20 protein-coding genes are annotated in these 16,521 nt (G+C 71.4%); 2 read left to right on the top strand and 18 right to left on the bottom strand.

Annotated features, from left to right (window positions below; genetic code table 11):
- Positions 1 to 140 (bottom strand): GTP-binding protein (locus tag MKK75_RS13215; protein WP_244043016.1); only part of this gene is annotated, 140 nt, incomplete at its 3' end.
- Positions 141 to 449: 309 nt separating this feature from the next.
- On the opposite strand from MKK75_RS13215, the gene MKK75_RS13210 reads away from it, so the two are divergent.
- Positions 450 to 1,292 carry an outer membrane protein gene (locus MKK75_RS13210; RefSeq protein ID WP_244043015.1) on the top strand — a complete coding sequence of 281 codons (843 nt, stop codon included), beginning with the start codon at positions 450 to 452 and terminating at the stop codon, positions 1,290 to 1,292.
- Between the two features lie 360 nt (positions 1,293 to 1,652).
- Here the strand turns inward: MKK75_RS13210 and phnN are convergent, their stop codons facing one another.
- The 8 genes from phnN to phnG form a co-directional block, all read right to left on the bottom strand.
- Positions 1,653 to 2,183, bottom strand: a complete 531-nt coding sequence (phnN, locus tag MKK75_RS13205) for a phosphonate metabolism protein/1,5-bisphosphokinase (PRPP-forming) PhnN (RefSeq protein ID WP_244043014.1) — start codon at positions 2,181 to 2,183, stop codon at positions 1,653 to 1,655.
- Complete coding sequence (locus MKK75_RS13200) at positions 2,183 to 3,319, bottom strand: alpha-D-ribose 1-methylphosphonate 5-triphosphate diphosphatase (protein WP_244043013.1); 1,137 nt, start codon at positions 3,317 to 3,319, stop codon at positions 2,183 to 2,185. The genes phnN and MKK75_RS13200 overlap by 1 nt, the downstream gene beginning before the upstream one ends.
- 11 nt (positions 3,320 to 3,330) lie before the next feature.
- Positions 3,331 to 4,038 (bottom strand): phosphonate C-P lyase system protein PhnL, encoded by a 708-nt coding sequence (gene phnL, locus MKK75_RS13195; RefSeq protein ID WP_244043012.1) that lies wholly within the window; start codon positions 4,036 to 4,038, stop codon positions 3,331 to 3,333.
- A complete protein-coding gene (gene phnK / locus MKK75_RS13190) occupies positions 4,035 to 4,814 on the bottom strand; it encodes a phosphonate C-P lyase system protein PhnK (protein WP_244043011.1) in 780 nt (259 codons plus the stop codon). Before phnK ends, phnL begins: the two co-directional genes overlap by 4 nt.
- Positions 4,811 to 5,683, bottom strand: coding sequence for an alpha-D-ribose 1-methylphosphonate 5-phosphate C-P-lyase PhnJ (locus tag MKK75_RS13185; protein WP_244043010.1), 873 nt, complete (start codon positions 5,681 to 5,683; stop codon positions 4,811 to 4,813). Before MKK75_RS13185 ends, phnK begins: the two co-directional genes overlap by 4 nt.
- A gap of 242 nt (positions 5,684 to 5,925) precedes the next feature.
- Complete coding sequence (locus tag MKK75_RS13180; RefSeq protein ID WP_244043009.1) at positions 5,926 to 7,032, bottom strand: carbon-phosphorus lyase complex subunit PhnI; 1,107 nt, start codon at positions 7,030 to 7,032, stop codon at positions 5,926 to 5,928.
- Between the two features lie 3 nt (positions 7,033 to 7,035).
- The gene (gene phnH, locus MKK75_RS13175) at positions 7,036 to 7,623 is read right to left on the bottom strand and encodes a phosphonate C-P lyase system protein PhnH (protein WP_244043008.1); all 588 of its coding nucleotides are present in this window, start codon (positions 7,621 to 7,623) and stop codon (positions 7,036 to 7,038) included.
- Positions 7,624 to 7,625: 2 nt separating this feature from the next.
- Complete coding sequence (gene phnG / locus MKK75_RS13170) at positions 7,626 to 8,090, bottom strand: phosphonate C-P lyase system protein PhnG (RefSeq protein WP_244043007.1); 465 nt, start codon at positions 8,088 to 8,090, stop codon at positions 7,626 to 7,628.
- 79 nt (positions 8,091 to 8,169) lie between these two features.
- Between phnG and phnF the strand changes: the two genes are divergently transcribed.
- Positions 8,170 to 8,949: a phosphonate metabolism transcriptional regulator PhnF gene (gene phnF, locus MKK75_RS13165; protein WP_244043006.1), complete on the top strand. Its 780-nt coding sequence runs from the start codon at positions 8,170 to 8,172 to the stop codon at positions 8,947 to 8,949.
- Between the two features lie 138 nt (positions 8,950 to 9,087).
- Here the strand turns inward: phnF and phnE (MKK75_RS13160) are convergent, their stop codons facing one another.
- The 9 genes from phnE (MKK75_RS13160) to MKK75_RS13120 all read right to left on the bottom strand — a co-directional run.
- Positions 9,088 to 9,954: a phosphonate ABC transporter, permease protein PhnE gene (phnE, locus tag MKK75_RS13160; protein ID WP_244043005.1), complete on the bottom strand. Its 867-nt coding sequence runs from the start codon at positions 9,952 to 9,954 to the stop codon at positions 9,088 to 9,090.
- Complete coding sequence (gene phnE, locus MKK75_RS13155) at positions 9,954 to 10,841, bottom strand: phosphonate ABC transporter, permease protein PhnE (RefSeq protein ID WP_244043004.1); 888 nt, start codon at positions 10,839 to 10,841, stop codon at positions 9,954 to 9,956. Before phnE (MKK75_RS13155) ends, phnE (MKK75_RS13160) begins: the two co-directional genes overlap by 1 nt.
- 7 nt (positions 10,842 to 10,848) lie before the next feature.
- Positions 10,849 to 11,778, bottom strand: coding sequence for a phosphonate ABC transporter substrate-binding protein (phnD, locus tag MKK75_RS13150; RefSeq protein ID WP_244043003.1), 930 nt, complete (start codon positions 11,776 to 11,778; stop codon positions 10,849 to 10,851).
- 382 nt (positions 11,779 to 12,160) lie between these two features.
- A complete protein-coding gene (locus MKK75_RS13145; protein WP_313901856.1) occupies positions 12,161 to 12,331 on the bottom strand; it encodes a hypothetical protein in 171 nt (56 codons plus the stop codon).
- A gap of 20 nt (positions 12,332 to 12,351) precedes the next feature.
- Complete coding sequence (gene phnC / locus MKK75_RS13140) at positions 12,352 to 13,200, bottom strand: phosphonate ABC transporter ATP-binding protein (protein WP_244043002.1); 849 nt, start codon at positions 13,198 to 13,200, stop codon at positions 12,352 to 12,354.
- 93 nt (positions 13,201 to 13,293) lie between these two features.
- Positions 13,294 to 13,932, bottom strand: a complete 639-nt coding sequence (locus MKK75_RS13135) for a chloramphenicol acetyltransferase (protein WP_244043001.1) — start codon at positions 13,930 to 13,932, stop codon at positions 13,294 to 13,296.
- On the bottom strand, positions 13,925 to 14,611 hold the full coding sequence (locus tag MKK75_RS13130) for a DUF1045 domain-containing protein (RefSeq protein WP_244043000.1): 687 nt from the start codon (positions 14,609 to 14,611) through the stop codon (positions 13,925 to 13,927). Before MKK75_RS13130 ends, MKK75_RS13135 begins: the two co-directional genes overlap by 8 nt.
- A gap of 32 nt (positions 14,612 to 14,643) precedes the next feature.
- Positions 14,644 to 15,792, bottom strand: a complete 1,149-nt coding sequence (locus MKK75_RS13125) for a ceramide glucosyltransferase (protein WP_244042999.1) — start codon at positions 15,790 to 15,792, stop codon at positions 14,644 to 14,646.
- A gap of 258 nt (positions 15,793 to 16,050) precedes the next feature.
- On the bottom strand, positions 16,051 to 16,521 hold a 471-nt coding region (locus tag MKK75_RS13120), incomplete at its 5' end, for an autotransporter outer membrane beta-barrel domain-containing protein (RefSeq protein WP_244042998.1).

Here is a 16,521-nt window from a genome sequence, read left to right as displayed (position 1 = left end):
TAGGCCGTGAACGTCGCCCCGCCCGTCTCGGCCAGCACCTTCGTGATCGCGGCCGTCAGAGACGTCTTGCCATGATCCACGTGCCCAATCGTCCCGATGTTGCAGTGCGGCTTGGTGCGGGAGAACTTTTCCTTGCCCATGATTCCCATTCCTGCGGCGGGGACCGCCTCGGGGCCCCGGATCCTGATCGGCCGCCCCGAACTCGGACAGGGGCGCAAAACGCGGTTCGCTTAGAGGCTCGGCCGCCCTGGATCAAGCTCCGGCGCGCGGCGGTGCGTTGCGGCCGCCCCAACTGTCAATCAGCAGCAGCGCCTTTTGAACGTCGAATGATCAATCTTCGGAAATTCAAAGGACGCTTTCGCGCCACACTGTGGCACAGAGGTCATAGCGGGATTTGTGCGGCCGAGCTTAACTGCGGCCAACATCGCACGAGCCCGGATCCCGCCATCATGATGAAGAAGCTCCTCCTCGCAACGGCCGCGACCGCCCTGGTCACGACGGCCGCCTCGGCCGCCGACCTGCCGCGCCGCGCCGCGCCGCCGCCGATCTTCACGCCCGTGCCGGTGTTCACCTGGACGGGTTTCTACGGCGGTCTCGAGACCTCCTACACCTTGACGGACAGCCAGCGGGTCAACACGATCGGCCTCGCCCCGGCCACCGCCAGCGCGATCGCCACCGGCGCCCGCCCGTCGCAGGTCCGCATCTCGGATGACGGCTTCGCCAACATCGGCGGCACCGCCGGCTTCAACTACCAGTTCACGCCCGGCTCGGGCTTCGTCGTCGGCATCGCCAACAGCATCGACTGGACCGACCTCGCCAAGAGCCGCTACTACATCGGCAACACCGGCGCGATCAGCGCCTTCCGGCAGAGCACCGACTGGCTCGGCACCCTGGTGGGCCGCGTCGGCTACGCCTTCGACCGCGTCATGGTGTACGGCCTCGGCGGTCTGGCCTACGGCAACGTCTCGTACAACGCGAACTTCTTCTCCCGCGCGGGCGCCCTGAACTTCGCCGGCCGCTACGATGATTTCGACACCGGATATGCCTATGGCGGCGGCATCGAGTTCGCCCTGCCGACCGACAGCTTCCTGAACACCTTCGCGGTCGGCCGCTACCTCGGCATCAAGTACGATGCGCTGACCGTGAAGGCCGAGTACGTCCACTACGACCTCGGCAGCCGCAACGTGCTGGTCGGCCCGATTGCCGGTGCCAATGCCGGCTACGTTTCGCGCTTCCGCACCGACGGCGACATCATCCGCGCCGGCTTCAACTACAAGTTCGGCGGTTACTGAGACGCGATCGGCCGCGACCCGGAAGCACCGCTTCCGGGTCATGCAGATCCAGGGCGCTCCCCGAAAGGGGGGCGCCCTGAATTGTGTCGCGGTGATGGATGGAGCACACGGCGCGGGAACGGTGCGCCCGGGCCATGGACGCGCCCCCCTTTCCCGGACGGGTGGAGCGAAGCGGAACCTGATCCGGGATCCAGCACGACGAGCGCCGCGTCAGCGGCACGGATTGCAGGAAACGGGCGCTGCCCGCGCCCGGGAATGGGTCGGCGCAGAGCGACACGTGGGCGCCGAGTCTCCGGACAGCCCACATGGATCGGGCGGGCGGGCACGCGTTTCCGCGACCGGGCTTCCCTGCGGCCACGCTCAGCAAACGCGAAGATGCGCCACCAGACGCGTGGCCCCTGCCTCCGGCGCACCCACGTTGATGATCCTCAGATCCGCCGCGACCGGCACTTCGCGGGCGAGCCGCGCGGCGAGGTCACCGTCCTCGGCCCGTCCCCGGGCGGCGAGGCGCCGCATCAGGATCTCGGGCGGCGCCGTGATCTCGACGACGCTCACAGGCAGGTCGGCGTCCCGGGCCGGCGCCACGACCCGGCGCGAGACGTTGCAGACCACCACATGGCCATCCGCCGCCAGATGGCGGGCCTCCGCCGGGATGGCGTAGCCGAGGCCGTGGGCGCGCCAGTGCAGGGTGAAGCGGCCCGCCGCGCAGCCCGCCGCGAAGGCGGCCTCGTCGATCTGGTCGTTGTCCTCGTCGGCCGAGGGGGGCCGCGTCACGAGGCGGCGTGGGAAGGCGTAGCGGGGATCCTCCGCAAGGGCGTCCCGCGCCAGCCGGATCAGCGTGTCCTTGCCGGCCCCGCTCGGGCCGACCACGAGGACGAGGCAGCCCGCCATCAGGCGACCCGCCGCCCGGTGCGCCAGACCTCGCGGACCACCGGCACACCCTCGGCGCGCTGCACCCGCACGAGATCGGCCCGCAGGCCCGGCGCCAGGGCGCCGCGGTCGGTCAGCCCGGTGGCCCGGGCCGGGTTCGCCGTCACGGTGGCCAGCGCCGCCGGAAGGCTGATGGCGGGGGCCTGCTCGGGCAGCAGGAAGGCCGCCATCAGCAGGCTCGCCGGCACGTAGTCCGACGACAGGATGTCGAGATGCCCGGCCTCGGCCAGAGTCAGGGCGGCGACGTTGCCGGAATGCGAGCCGCCACGGATCAGGTTCGGCGCGCCCATCATCACGGTGAGGCCCTGTCCGTGCGCGGCCTCGGCCGCCTCCCGGGTGGTGGGGAACTCGGCGAGCCGAACACCCTCGCCGACCGCGAGTTCGACATCCGCCAGGGTGGTGTCGTCGTGGCTCGCCAGGGGGATGTTCATCTCGTGGGCGAACTGGACCAGCGCCGGGCGGTTCTTCGCGTTGAGGTCCCGGCCGTCGCGGATCTTGCGCTCGGTGTTGGCGCGGATCTCGTCCATGGGCCGGCCGCCGCGGGTGGCGTAGGTGTAGTACTTCTCCATGTCGCGGAACTGCCGCTGGCCCGGGGTGTGGTCCATCAGCGAGATCAGGCCTACGGAGTAGCGGGCCGCGAAGGATACCACCGTGTCGAGTACATCCAGGGACGGCAATTCGCAGCGCAGATGCGTGAAATGCTCGGCCCGGAACAGCTCCGCGGCCCGCGCCGTGGCGATGGCGCCCGCGAGCTGGTCCAGCTCGGAACCGAGGCCGCTGCCGTCCGGGTCGCTGCCGGCGCGCAGCGAATCGAACACCGTGGTGATGCCCGAGGCGGTGATCTGCGCGTCGTAGGCCAGCACCGCGCCGAGCGGATGCCAGCGCACCTTGGGGCGCGGTGCGTAGTGGCTCTCGAGATGGTCGGTGTGCAGCTCGATCAGGCCGGGGATCAGGTGGTCGCCGCCGAAGTCGAGGCCGCGTGCGGGCGGCCGGCCCTCGCCGATCTCCGCGATGGCGCCATCGGACACCGCGAGCCAGCCGCGCTGCACCCGGTCGGGCAGGACCAGGGTCGCGTTCTCGATGATGAAATCGTCCATCGTGTCCGTCCTCAGGCTGCCCGGGCTCGCGGCGCGAAATGGGTGACGTCGACCACCCGGGTCGCCACAGCATCGCGCATGGCGCTGTCGTGGAAGATGCCGAGCACGCCGGCCCCGGCCTTCAGTTTCTCCCGGACCAGCTCGGCCACCACGGCGCGGTTCCGGTCGTCCAGGGAAGCGGTCGGCTCGTCCAGCAGCAGGAGCGGCCGGTCGGCGATCAGGCCCCGGGCGATGTTAACCCGCTGCTGCTCTCCGCCTGAGAAGGTCGCGGGCGGCAGGCCCCAGAGCCGTTCGGGCAGGTTGAGCCGAGCCAGCAGGTCCTTGGCCCGGGCCAGCGCCGCCTCGGCATCGAGGCCGCCCTCGCGGCCGGCGGCCTCGACCACGTCGAGGGCCGGGACCCGGGGGATCACCCGCAGGAACTGCGACACGTAGGCGATCACCCGCGCCCGCAGCGCCAGTACCACCCGCGGGTCGGCGCGGACCACATCGATGACGGCGTCGCCATCGCGGACCAGGATGGCGCCCGCATCGCAGCGATAGTTGCCGTAGGCCATCTTCAGCAGCGAGGACTTGCCCGCGCCGGACGGGCCGCCGAGCACCACGCATTCGCCGGGCTCCACGGTGAAGCCGACATCGCCCACCACCGGCAGCACTACCCCGCCGCGCAGGTGCAGGGTGAAGCTCTTGGCGACGTCCCGGAAGGTCAGAAGCGCGGTCATGCGGCGAGCACCGACGAGACGAGGAGCTGGGTGTAGGCGTGCTCGGGATCGTCGAGCACCCGGTCGGTCAGGCCGGTCTCGATGACGCGGCCGGCCCGCATCACGGCGATCCGGTGCGAGAGCAGCCGCGCCACCGCGAGGTCGTGGGTCACGATGATCACCGCGAGGCCGAGCTCGGCCGAGAGGCGCCGGATCAGGTCGAGCAGCCGGGCCTGGACCGAGACGTCGAGGCCGGAGGTCGGCTCGTCCATCAGCACGAGGCGGGGTTGTGTGACGAGGTTGCGGGCGATCTGAAGCCGCTGGCGCATGCCGCCGGAGAACTGGCTCGGCGGGTCGTCGACCCGGCCCACCTCGATCTCGACCCGGCCGAGCCAGTCGAGCGCCTGGCCGCGGATGCGGCCGTAATGGCGCTCGCCCATCCCCATCAGCCGCTCGCCGACATTGCCGCCGGCCGAGACCGCCATGCGCAGGCCCTGCCGGGCATCCTGCCGGACGAAGCCCCAGTCGGTCCGCATCAGCCGGCGCAGCTCGGCGGGGCCGAGACCCGCGAGTGCGCGGATTTGCCCGTCGCGCATCCGGTAGCGGACTTCGCCCGCATCCGGCGCCAGCTCGCCGGCCAGCAGGGACAGGAGCGTCGACTTGCCGGAGCCCGATTCGCCCACGATGGCGAGCACCTCGCCCTCGGTGACGTCGAGGTCGATGCCGGCACAGGCGAGCCGGTTGCCGTAGGCCTTGGTCAGCCCATGGGCGGAGAGGAGCGGCGTGCGGCTCGTCATCGGGCGGCCTCCGCGACGCGGGTCTCGCAGATATCGGTGTCGGAGCAGATGTACATCCGGCCGCCGGCATCGTCGGTGACCACCTCGTCGAGGTAGTGGCCGCGGGCGCCGCACAGCGCGCAGGGCTCGGTGAAGTCCTGCACGCGGAACGGATGGTCCTCGAAGTCGAGGCTGCGCACGCTCGTGTAGGGCGGCACCGCGTAGATCCGCCGCTCGCGCCCCGCGCCGAACAGCTGGAGGGCGGGGCAATCGTCCATCTTGGGATTATCGAACTTCGGGGTCGGCGACGGGTCCATCACGTAGCGGCCGGCGACTTCCACCGGGTACGCGTAGGTGGTGGCGATGTGCCCGTGCCGGCTGATGTCCTCGTAGAGCTTCACGTGCATGGCGCCGTACTCGGCGAGCGCGTGGAGCTGGCGGGTCTCGGTCTCGCGCGGTTCGAGGAAGCGCAGGGGTTCGGGAATCGGCACCTGATAGACCAGGGTCTGGCCCTCGGTGAGGGGCGTCTCGGGGATCCGGTGGCGGGTCTGGATCACCGTCGCTTCGGTCGTACGCGTGGTGGTGGCGACCCCGGAGGTCTTGGCGAAGAAGCGGCGGATCGAAACCGCGTTGGTGGTGTCGTCGGCGCCCTGATCGATCACTTTGAGGACGTCCGCGCGCCCGAGGATCGCGGCGGTGACCTGCACGCCGCCGGTGCCCCAGCCGTAGGGCATCGGCATCTCGCGGGAGGCGAAGGGCACCTGATAGCCCGGCACCGCGATCGCCTTGAGGATCGCCCGGCGGATCATCCGCTTCGTGCCCTCGTCGAGATAGGCGAAGTTGTAGCCGGATTGCGGGGCGGACGGCTCCGCGCCTCCCCCTCCCCCCATCCGATCTCGGGCTTGCCCGAGATCGGCATCCTGCTTGTCCCAAGTCGGGCAAGCCCGACTTGGGATGGGGGAGGGTGGCCCCTGCGTCAGCAGGGGTCGGGAGAGGGGAACGCGGGTTCCGGACGAAGTGTGGCTGTCATGACGGACAGAGGCATGTTCTGCACCGTTGCTCCCCTCTCCCCCCCTGCTTCGCAGGGTACCCTCCCCCGCAGAGGGGGGAGGGAGAACCGTGTCTGTCGCGCTCATTCCGCGGCCTCCTGCATCTCGACGGATTCGGATTTCCGCTCGAACTCGGCGCGTAGCCGGCGAACCAGTTCCAGCTCGGCCTGGAAGTCGACGTAGTGGGGCAGCTTCAGGTGCTCGACGAAGCCGGTCGCCTGGAGGCTGTCGCAATGGGCCAGCACGAATTCCTGGTCCTGGGCCGGGCTCACCACCGGCTCGCCCAGCTCTTCGGCACGGAGCGCGCGATCCACCAGCGCCATCGCCATGGCCTTGCGCTCGCTCTGCCCGAAGCTCAGCCCGTAGCCCCGGGTGAACTGGGGCGGCGCGGTGCCAGAGCCCTTGAACTGATTGACCATCTGGCACTCGGTCAGCCGCACGCGGCCGAGCGGCACCGCGAAGCCCAGCTCCTCCGGCACGAATTCCACCGCCACGTCCCCGACCCGGATCTCGCCCACGAATGGGTGGGTGCGGCCGAAGCCGCGCTGGGTCGAGTAGGCGAGCCCGAGCACGAAGCCCTCGTCGCCCCGGGCGAGTGCCTGGAGGCGCAGGGCCCGGTCGGCCGGGTAATCCACCGGCTCGCGGGTGAGGTCGCCAACGGGGGCGCCCGCGTCCGGCGGCGAGGCCTCGATCAGCCCATCCTGGGCCAGCAGGTCGGTGACCCGCGGGCAGATCGCGGCATCGGCGCGCGGGTCGGCCTCGGCGGCGGGCTCGATCTCGCTTTCGGCGGCGAGGGCGAAATCGATCAGCCGGTGGGTGTAGTCGAAGGTCGGCCCCAGCACCTGCCCGCCCGGCAGGTCCTTGAAGGTCGCCGAGACCCGGCGGGCCACCGCCATCTGGCCCGTATCGACCGGCACCGAGGCGCCGAAGCGCGACAGGGTCGTCCGGTAGGCCCGGACCAGGAACACCGCCTCGACCACGTCGCCGCGGGCCTGCTTGAGGGCGAGCGCCGCGAGGTCGGGATCGTAGAGCGAGCCCTCGGTCATCACCCGGTCGACCAGCAGCGCCATCTGCTCGCGAATCTGCGCCACGGACAGCTCCGGCACGGCCGGATCGCCCCGGCGGGCCTCGGCCAGCAGCCGGTGGGCATTGTCGATGGCGGCCTCACCGCCCTTCACGGCCACGTACATGGATCAGCCCTCCGTGACGGTGGTGGAGCGCGGCAGCCCGGCGACGCGGCCGGGGGTGGTGAGGATCAGGTCGACGCCGAGGGGGAAACCCGCGTGGTTCTCGGCGCGCTGGGCGACGAAGCCCTCCGGCAGCGGTGCCGGCGCGACGCGGACGGTGCCGCGGATGCCGGGTCCGGTCAGGCTCAGCCCCTCCCCGTCCGTGATCGCCGCGCAGGCGAGCACCAGGGTGGTGGACGTGTCGGGATAGGCCGGCGTGCCGGGGGCGAAGGCGGCGAGCGGCGGGCAGCGGGCCGGATCGCTGACCAGCGCGAAGGCAGCTCCGGCCGGATCCTCCGTGAGCGGGGCGCCCGTGTGAAAGCGCAGATAAGTGGCGACCGCGGGCTCGGCCGCGAGGCCGGCATCGAGCCAGACCGGCGTGTCGGCATCGGTCAGCGCCAGCGCGACGGCGGCGAGCTCCGGCGTCAGCGGCACCGGGGGATTCAGGCCCGGGGTGAGCGGCCGGGGCAGACCCGGCCGGGCCAGGGCATCCATCACCGCGCGGAACGTGGCCTGCGCGTCGTGGACCGGATCGGCGAAACCGGGGGCCAGCATGCTCAATCCTCCCCGCGGGCGACGGTCAGGAACTCGACCCGGGTGGCGGCGGTGCGCCGCGCCGCCTGCCGGCGCTCCGCCTCCGCGCGGGCCGCAGCCTCCGCCAGGGCGGCCTCGACGCCGGTGCGCCGTGCCGGTTCCTGCCAGAGCGCGTCGAGGATCGCGGCAAGGCGCGCCTTCGTGCGGTCGCGGCCGAGGTGATAGGCGAAGCCCGTGGCGCCATCGGCCAGTCGGATCGCCGCCCGGGTGACGCTGACCTCGCCGACATGGAACGGCCGCCCGTCGCCGCCGATCCGGCCCGTCGCCATCACGAGTCCGGTCTCGGGCGCACGCAGATCCTCGGCGGGCGGGACATCGAGGCGAGCCAGGACGGCTTGGAGTTCCTGCCGGCTCGCATCGGCGCAGAGCGCCATCACGGCCTGCCGGGCCGCGGTCCCAGGCTCGGGCTCTGCCGGGTTCGGTGTCATCGCGAATCCCTCCGTCGCGTCGTTGTATAGATCTATAGACAACTAGCACCAGCCGCACAAATGAAGTTTGGATGACAGGATGGATGCAGAGGCACAGGCCCCCGGCCTCGTCCGGGGCGAAGGGCTGACGGCGTGGCGGCAGATCGCCGACACCCTCACGGCCGACATCGCGGCGGGGCGGTACGCGCCCGGACACCAATTGCCGACCGAGGCGGCGCTGGCGGCGCGCTTCGCGGTCAACCGGCACACGGTGCGCCGGGCGCTCGCCGCCCTGGCCGAGGGCGGCCTGGTGCGCGCCAGCCAGGGCCGAGGCACCTTCGTCGAGGAGGCCCCCCTGGCCTACCCGATCGGGCCGCGCACCCGCTTCTCGGAGATCGTCGCCGGGGCCGGCCGGGAGGCCTGGGGCGACCTCATCGCGTCGGCCACCATCGCGGCCGCGGCCGAGCAGGCGGCGGCGCTGGCGATCGACCCCGGCACGCCGGTGCTGGAACTGCTGACGGTCCACCGGGCGGACGACGCGCCGCTCTCCACCGCGCAGACTTGGCTGCCGCTGCCGCGCTTTGCCGGCTTCGCCGAGGCCTATGCCGCGCGCGGCTCGATCACCCGGGCGCTCGCGGCCTGCGGCGTCCACGACTACACGCGCCTCTCGACGCGGATCCGCGCCCGCCCGGCCGACGCCCAGGAGGCGGGGCGGCTCGACATCGCGCCGGGGCGGGTGGTGCTGGTGGTCTCGAGCGTCAACATCGACCCCGCGGGCGTGCCGATCCAGGCGAACCGCACCCTGTTCGCCGCCGACCGGGTGGAGTTGGTGATCGGCGGAGACCAACCGGGACATTCCAAGCCATCCCCCTCATCCTGAGGTGCCGGAGCGCAGCGGAGGCCTCGAAGGAGGGCTCCAGGGAACGCGCGGCCGCTTGGAGGGCTCCTTCGACGCCCGCTGACGCGGGCACCTCAGGATGAGGTCGTGGATTGGACGGAGCGAGGCATCGAGGCCATCTCAGCGCGCCGCCGGCCCGATCAGCCCCCGGCGCAAGCGGGTCGAGACCCAGTCGATCGCCGCCACGGTGACGAGGATCATCAGAACCAGGAAGGCGACCTGCTTCAGCTCCAACACGCGGATCAACTCGGTCAGGTACTGGCCGATGCCGCCCGCACCGACGATGCCGATGATCGTGGCCGAGCGGGTGTTCGATTCGAAGAAGTACAGCACCTGGCTCGCCAGCACCGGGAGCACCGCGGGGATCAGGCCGAAGCGGATCCGGTGGAGCGACGAACCGCCCGAGGCGACCACGCCCTCCCCGGGCTTCCGGTCGCAGGTCTCGATCGCCTCCGAGAACAGCTTGCCGAGCGCCCCGAAATCCGAGCACGCGATGGCGAGCGCCCCCGCGAAGGGGCCTAAGCCCACGACGTTGATCCAGATCAGCGCCCAGATCAGCACGTCGACCGAGCGCATCACGTCGAGGCCGCGGCGCACGGCGAAATGCGCGAAGGGGTTGGGCACGACGTTGCGCGCCGCCAGGAACGCCACCGGGAAGGCCAGGATCGCCGCCGCGAGCGTGCCGAGGAAGGCGATGCCGAGCGTCTCGCCCAGCGCGTGCAGGAAGGTCCAGAACTGCCCCTCCGGTGACGGCGGCAGCATCAGCACCGCGAAGGAGCCGAGCCGCCCGAGCCCGTGGAATATCCGCGCCATCGAGAAATCGAGCCGCCAGTAGCCGAGCGCCGCCAGGCCGAGGAGGAGGCCGAGCAGCCCGGCGAGGCGCGCCCGCGCCGCCCAGTCGATGCGGAACTGCGCCGGGTAGCGGGCCCGCAGCCGGTCGAGGTCGGCCCGGGCCGCCGCCCGCAGGGCTTCGGGACGCGCGCTCATCAGTGGGGCTCCGGGCCGATCAGCCGGTGGCGGACCCGCTCGGTGGCGAGGTCGATACAGAACACCGTCAGGATGATCAGCACGAGGATCGCGCTGACATCCGCGTAGTAGAAGTTGCGGATCGCCACCAGGAACTCCTGGCCGATGCCGCCGGCGCCGACGAAGCCCATCACGCCGGCGCCGCGGACGTTGATCTCGAAGCGCAGCAGCGCATAGGAGGCGAAGTTCGAGAGCACCTGCGGCAGCACCGCGAAGCGCACGGTCTGGACCCAGGACGCGCCCGAAGCCGACAGGCCCTCGACCGGGCGCAGGTCGATATTCTCCACCACCTCGGAGAACAGCTTGCCGAGCGCCCCCGTGGTGTGGATCGCGATGGCCAGCACGCCGACCATCGGCCCGAGCCCGAAGGCGATCACGAAGATCAGGGCGAACACCACCTCGGGGACGGTGCGGCACACCTCGAGCAGGCGCTTGGCGCCGATCCGCAGCCAGCGCGACCGTACGAGGTTGGCGGCCGCCACGAAGCTGAGGGCGAAGCCCGCCAGCCCCCCGAGCAGGGTGCCGAGATAGGCCATCAGGATGGTCTCGCCCAGCAAGCCCAGCCATTTGGGCAGGCCCCAGTACCAGGCCCGCACGTCCTCGAGCGGGTGTTCGAGGCCGATCGGCGGCAGGATCTGGTAGATGTAGGCGGTGAACTTGCCGATGTTCTCGGCGAAGACCAGCGGTCGCACCTCGGCGATGAGCCCGGCGAGAACCGTGAGCACAGCCACGATCGCGAGTCCCGCCAGCGTGCGGCGGCGCGCGGCGGCGGTCGCCCTGGCGTAGAGGCCGGAGAGGGCGGCTTCCCGCTCCGGCGGCAGGGGTGTCAGGCCACGCGCGCTTCCCATAACGAGCTCAGGACTTCTTGCGCTGCTCGTCGTTGAACTTCAGCATATCGATGATCGGCTGGTAGTCCTTGAGCGTCACCGGGGTCAGGCCCTGGTCCTTGCCGTCGGAGAGCCTGTCGAAGGCGTCCTTGTCGGCGGTAGGCAGGGCGACGAACGCCTCGCGGATCTTGGCCTTCAGGTCGTCCGGCAGACTCGTCAGCACGGCGAAGGGGCCTTCGGGCAGGAAGTCGGACTTGAACACCACCCGGAAGTCGGATTGCTGCATCGGCGTGCCGTCCGCCTTCTTGAGCATGCCCTTGGCGGCCATGCGGGTGACCATCGTGTCGGTCTCGGAGTTCCACAGGTTGGCGGCGGCGTCGGCGGTGCCCTGGGTGAGCGCCAGCACGGCGTTCTCGTGGCTGCCCGCGTAGAAGGTCTTGCCGAAGAACGTGTCCACGTCGAACCCGGCCCGCTTCAGGAAGAAGCGCGGCGCCTGGTTGCCGGAGGTCGAATTCGGATCGACCAGGGCGAGGTTCTTGCCCTTGAGGTCCGCGACCGTCTTGTACGGGCTCGTGGCCAGGACGTAGACCACCGAATAGTAGCCCGAAGCGCCGGTCTCGTGCTTCTGGTTCACGATCGGCTCGATCTTCACCCCGGTCATCACGGCGCGGGCGAAGGAGGCCGGGCCGTACCATGCGATCTGGATGTTGCCGGCGCGCTGGCCTTCGATCACCGCGGCGTAGTCGCTCGCCACCCGCAGCTTCACCGGCACGCCGATCGCCTTGGTCAGGTAGGCGGTCAGCGGCGCCCAGCGGTCGGCGGTACCGGAGGCGTTCTCGGCCGGGATCACGCCCAGCGTCAGCTCGGGATACTTGGCCTTCCAATCCTGCGCGGCGGCCGGCAGGCCGAGGAGGGCCAGCGCAGCAGCTGCGGCGGCCAGGGTGCGTCGGGTGATCATGGCATTCATCCTTCGTGACGGTGCATCGGGTCGGCGGCGACCTGCGCCCCCGAATGGGTGGCCCCTGACGCGCCGGCCTCGGGGCCGGTCCTGCGGGGGCGAGGTTCGGCGTCGCGCCGGACGACGGGAGCGCGGGGCGAGACCGTAGAGGCCGCGCGCGAGGCTCGAAGCTTCTGCTCGTTGAAGCGCAACACTTCGATGACGGACCCGTGAGCCGTGAGTTTCACCGGGGCGAAACCGATATCCCGCGCCGCGGAAAACCTGTGGCGGGCGATGTCATCGGCCTTCGGCGGGGCGAAGGCGTCCCGCCGAATCTCCGGCGGACCTCCAGGCAGCAGGACCGCGGCCGCGGCTCAGAAGCAGCTTGCCGATCCCGGCAGGCTCAGGACTTCTTGCGCTGCTGCTCGTTGAACCGCAGCATGTCGATGACCGGCTGGTAGTCCTTGAGCGTCATCGGGGTGAACCCCTCGTCCTTGCCGTCGGAGAGCTGGTCGAAGGCGGCCCTGTCGGCGGTCGGGAACGCGACGAAACCTTGAACGTCTTTATCATACACTGAAAAATCGCACGCCCGCCTCAGGCGCCGAGCGCCGCCTCCCGGACCGGGCGTGCCGGCACCGAGCCGGGCAGGCCCGGCAGCGCCGCCCGCTGTTCCGCTTCCCGCTGGGCCGCGTCGTCGAGCACCTCGCCGGCCTCCAGCCCGTAGAGCCGGCGGGCGACATCCTCGGTCAGGTCGAAGGGCCCACCCTCGAACACGACCCGGCCGGCCGCGAGACCGACGAGCCTGTCGCAGTAGGCGCGGGCGAGGTCGAGGGAGTGCAGGTTGCACAGCACCGTGATGCCGTAGCGTCGGTTCACGTCGGCGAGCGCATCCATCACGAGGCGCGTGTTGCGCGGGTCGAGGGAGGCCACCGGCTCGTCGGCCAGCAGGATCCGCGGCTCCTGCACCAGGGCGCGGGCGATCGCGACGCGCTGCTGCTGCCCGCCCGACAGGCCGTCGGCCCGCTGGCCGGCGAACTCGCCCATGTCGAAGCTTTCCAGGGCGGCCAGCGCCATGGCCCGGTCCTCGTCGGACCACAGGCGCAGAAGCGCCCGATGGCTCGGCACATGGCTGAGCCGGCCCATCAGCACGTTGGTCATCACGTCGAGCCGGCCGACGAGGTTGAACTGCTGGAAGATCATGGCGCAGCGGGTCCGCCATTCGCGCAGATGGCGGCCCTTCAGAACAGTGATGTCGCGCCCGTCGTGGAGGATGCGGCCCGCACTCGGCTCCGCCAGCCGGTTGATCAGCCGCAGCAGCGTCGATTTGCCGGCGCCGGACCGGCCGATCACGCCGACGAAGCTGCCCGGTTCGATCCGCAGCGAGATGCCGTCCACGGCGCGCCGGTCGCCGTACTGACGCGTGAGGTCCTGGATAACGAGCATGCATCCATCCGCTGCGGAATGGCTGCAGCTAGACTCGGCTTACACGACGATTGGATGACGAATACGACCCAATATACTTTGCCGGCGCAACTTCTACGCCCGATCATTCGCCCGGGATTCGTATCGCCCCAAAAATTCTTCGATCGGCAGGGTGCGGAAATCCGGCAGCGCGCGGCGCAGGCATTCGTGGTCCCAGTCCCACCAGGCGAGGCGTTCCAGGCGCGCGGCGATCCCCTCCGGGAACCGGCGCCGGACCGGCCGGGCCGGGTTGCCGACCACGATCGTGTAGGGGTCGACGTCGCGGGTGACGATCGCGCCGGCCCCGACCACCGCGCCGGTGCCGATGGTCCGGCCGGGCAGGACCACCACGCCGTGGCCGATCCAGACATCGTGGCCGATCACGACGGGGCTCGACCGGCGCCGGTCGAAGAAGGCCGGCTCGTCCGATTCCTCGGGCCAGTAGGCGCGCGCCCGGTAGGTGAAGTGGGCCTGCGAGGCGCGCTCCATCGGGTGGTTGCCGGGGTTGATGCGCACGCTGGCGGCGATCGAGCAGAACTTGCCGATCGTCGTGTAGATCACCTCGCCGTCCTGGGCGATGTAGGAATAATCGTCGAGGACCGCCTCGGTCAGGCGGGTGCGGGCGCCGATCTCGGTGTAGCGGCCGAGGCGGCAGGATTCGACCCGGGCGCTGGGGTCGATGGCGGGTTCGAGGCCGAGGGGCCGTTCAGCCATGGGGATCACCGAAGGGCAGGCGCGCCAGGAGCCGGAACGGCCCGGACCCGTCCTGGGTCAGGAGGCAGATCGCGTCGATCGTCACGGGCTCCGGCCCCGAGGCGGCGTAGGCCTCGGCGAGGCGGCGGTGCCAGCCGTCGCGGTCGGGTTCCGGCAGGGCGTCGGTCAGCGTAATGTGGAAGCGGAAGGCCTCGAACACGTGGGGATAGCCCCAGCGATCGAGCAGGGCGCGGCTCCGCGGATCCAGGCGCTCCGGACGGCGCTTGGCGCGCTCGCCTTCGGTGAGGGGCGCCCGCAGGGGATCGAGGGCCGCGACGCATTCGGCCGCGAGCAGGCCGAGCTCCGGCGGCGGGTTCTCCGGCACCAGGGCGAGGAACGGCCCGAGCGCCGCGACCCGCAGCGGCCCGACCGCCACCCGCGGGTGTGCGGCGGCGAGGCCGCAGGCGGCGGCGACGAGATCGGCCTCCGTCACCCCCGGGGCGAGGCGCAGGGGCGCCTTGAGCGTCGCGTGGAAGCCGTAGACCCGGGCGCCCGCATTGACGGGGGCGAGCTCGCCCAGCCCATCCGGATGCGCGACCGCCTCCCCGGACACGGTGTCGTACCCGAGCACGCTCCGGCCGAAGGCCTCCAGGCGGGAGCCCGGGGCAGGCAGCCAGTACAGGGCATAGCGGCGGGTCACGTCTTCTCCTCCGAGGCGCGCGGCGGGGGCGATCAGGCCGTCGGCGCGTAGGTCCGCGCCTCGGCGGCCCGGCGCGGGCGGACATCCATGGCGTTGCCGCGCCACACGATCGCGCTCTGCACCCAGGCGCCCAGCCAGATCGCCGGGATCAGGGCGTCCCGCACCAGGAAGGCCGCCAGCATGCGGGGCGCGCGATGCCAGCCCGCGCGGATCGCGAGCCCGACCTCGGCGGCATAGCACAGGGCCGCGAGGCCGGCAGCGCCAACGAGCCCGGCGGGGCTGCCGGCCCAGAGCGCCAGCAGCAGCGCCGGCAGCAGCACGCCGCTGCCGATCTCGGGGGCGAAGAACAGCGGGAAGGTCACCCGCCGCAGCCGGGCCCAGCGCAACTGCCGCGCCCAGACCTCCCGGAAGCCGCGCGGCCCCAGCGGCTGCTCGAACGGACTGGCCACGAGGTGGACGCGCTTGCCGGCGGCCCGGACCAGCTTGGTGGCGGCCGCATCCTCGGCAATCTCGGCGGCGAGTGCCTGAAGCCCGCCCTGGGCCTCCAGGAACGGCTTGTGCCAGAGCATGCTCTTGCCCTGCGCGAAGCCCAGGCCGAACGCCTCGGCGGCGTATTGCCAGCGCGCCTGGAGGGTGTTGAGGAAGGCGCATTCCACTTCGGCCATGAAGCTGCCCGGGCGGGCGCCCACCGGCGTCGAGCAGACGAGGCCGGTGTCGTCCCGCCACGCGGCCTGGAGGCGCTGGAGGTAATCGGGCGGCATGGCCACGTTGGAATCGGCGAGCACCACCCAGTCGTGGGCGGCGGCGCGCCAGCCGCGCAGGCAGTTATTCAGCTTCGGGTTCTCGCTGACGCGCTCGTCGCCGAGGATCAGCCGGGCCGGCACGCCGGGATGGGCGGCGATCAGGCGCGCGACAAGCGGCACGATCGGGTCGGCCGGGTCGGCCACGCAGAAGATCAGCTCGTAGGCGGGATAGTCGAGGTCGAAGCTCCGGGTCAGCATCTCCTCGCTGTAGACTTCCAGGCCGTGGAGCGGGCGGACCAGGGAGACGGGCGCCCCGGCCGGAAACCGCGACGGCCCGTGAACCGTGCCGAGGCGCCGGGCCGCGATGGCGATGCTGCCAATCTGGACGAGGGACAGCAGCGCGCCGAGGGCGAGGGCCGGCACCGTGGCGTCAATCATGCGGATCCCCGTTCGGCGACGTGCGCGGCCCGGTCGCTAGCGGCCGGACCGCGTCAACCGTGTGACACTCAAGGGGATCGGGCCGGAATTCGCGGGGCTGCAGCCCCGGGATCCCGGGTTTCCAAAGGACTTCAGGCCTTTGGCGGGGTCTCAGGGCAGAGCCCTGAGACCGTGACCAGGGCTCCGCCCTGAACCTGGAAAAGGCCTCGACCTTTCGAAACCAGGACTGGAGCCGCCCGCGCTCCCGTCGGCTGGCTCTCAGAACCGGAGGGTGAAGTTGCCCTTCACGGCCTGATCCTGCGCCCGGGCGCCGGTCTGGCCGGTATAGGCCACGCCGAGCGTCGCGTTCGGCGCCACCGCCAGGTCGAGCCCGACCTGCGCCACCAGCGCGTCCCGGTCGATCGGAACGCCCGCGCTCAGGAACGCCGGGCCCGTGCCGAAGGACAGCAGAGCCGCCGGCACCACGTCCCCGAACGCCCGCCGGTAGCCCAGCAGACCCCGCAGCGTCAGCGGAAGCCCGAGCCCCAGATCCAGGCTCGTCTGCGCCCGAACCCCTGCGGTCACCGCGCCCAGATCGTAGTCCCGGGCGTAGCTCGTGAGCGCGGCCGCGCCCCCGGTCTCCGCGAAGGCCTCACGCCGGATCCCGACATAGGCCCCGCCCACGAACGGCTCGACGTAGCTCGCCACCGGCTGCACCGCCGCGGCCGCCCCGTCCCTCGACACCAGGGC

Source organism: Methylobacterium sp. J-030 (genome assembly GCF_022829545.1).
In the GTDB taxonomy this organism is placed as follows: domain Bacteria; phylum Pseudomonadota; class Alphaproteobacteria; order Rhizobiales; family Beijerinckiaceae; genus Methylobacterium.
This window is presented reverse-complemented; position numbering and strand designations above follow the sequence as displayed.